Origin of the sequence: Lacticaseibacillus manihotivorans DSM 13343 = JCM 12514, assembly GCF_001435035.1 — a bacterium.
Taxonomy (GTDB): domain Bacteria; phylum Bacillota; class Bacilli; order Lactobacillales; family Lactobacillaceae; genus Lacticaseibacillus; species Lacticaseibacillus manihotivorans.
In genome coordinates, this window is sequence record NZ_AZEU01000076.1 from 1 (window position 1) to 1,453 (window position 1,453).

The following is a 1,453-nucleotide window of genomic DNA, read 5'->3' on the forward strand; positions in this document are numbered from 1 at the left end:
GGGGGCTCTTTCCTCCTAAAACTTTTTTTCTTCTCTTGGTGTTATACCACTCGATGTAGCGATCTAGTTCCTGAATGAAGTCTTGGAGCGATATTCCAATCCAACTCCGGTTGTAAAAGAACTCTGTCTTCAGGTGACCAAAGAAGCTCTCGGCTTGAGCATTATCTGGCGTGCAACCCTTCTTCGACATGGAACGAATGAAGCCATACTTATCCATTAACTCAATCCATCCCGGCCAGCGATAGTGAGCCCCACGGTCTGAATGAACGGTAGGTTTTGCGTGTGCGGGTAATGCTTGTGCCGCCGATTCAAGCATTGTGTTGACTAGTTCGGCATTTGGGCTAGTCCCAATTCTCCAGCTGGTAATCTGCCCGTCAAAGCAATCAATAAGCGGTGATAGATAGACCTTTCCAGCCTGAATTGAGAATTCTGTGATGTCTGTCACCAGTTTCTGATTTGGGGTCTTCGCGCTGAAGTCTCGATCTAATACGTTGGGCACAGCCGGTGTAATTTCACCGGCGTAAGAGCTGTATTTACGACAGCGAGTGATGGTGACAACCAGTCCTTCTTCAACCATCAACCGCCGGATTACTTTCTCCGAAAGTTGAATGCCTTCATCCTTAAGCTCATCTTGCATTCGGCGATAGCCGTAGCTCTCATAACTTTGCTTGAAGATGATATGCAGGAGTGGTCGCACGGAGGCGTATTTGTCGCCTTTGGCGCTAGCTTCGACCTGATAGAAATAGCTACTCTTTGAAAGCCCCAGTGCCGTTAACAACGTCTTCAACGCATACTTATCGCGTAGGGCATCAATCACGTGAGTCTTTTCCCGATTCGTGAGGTTGAGATGATCGATGCCCAGATCTTTTTTCAAGAGGGCGTTTACCTGTAGGAGAATGTCATTTTGAAGTTCCAAATCTTGAGCACGGTGAAGAAGCTCATCATGCGACAGCGACGATAGCTTCTCCGTAGAGGCATTTAATTCAAGTTTATCTGAGTGAGCCTTCTCCAGCTTAGCAATCCGCATTGGGGCAGTCTTCGGTAATGTATGCTTAGTTTTTGTTGGGTGGTGTACTTGGTCTGAAGCAACCGGCTGCACTGAAGCAAATCGAGAATCCTTACGTACCCACAGATCCAGCAGTGAACGTGAAGGAAATCCGAGAGTTCTTACCGCACGAGCGCTACTACGGCCATGTTCGAAATAATAATTGACGGCAGTTGTTTGTTGCTCTTTTGAGTACTTGCCACGGTTACGGATTTCAAATACATGCGGATCTTTGGCATACTGCCTAACCCACAGCTTCAGTGCGCTTCGAGAGGGATAGCCCAATTCACGAAGGACATGTGCCCAAGCCCGATCATATTGATGGAATAACTTTACTGCTCTGAGTTTATCTTCATTTGAATACATAATGACATCATACCCGAAGTCCAGGAATTTGTCCGCACGCCC

At 47.1% G+C, this 1,453-nt stretch carries 1 protein-coding gene; it reads right to left on the reverse strand.

Going from position 1 to position 1,453, the window contains the following annotated elements:
• Nucleotides 1–1,453 (reverse strand): IS3 family transposase (locus FD01_RS04145; RefSeq protein ID WP_420864834.1); only part of this gene is annotated, 1,453 nt, incomplete at both ends.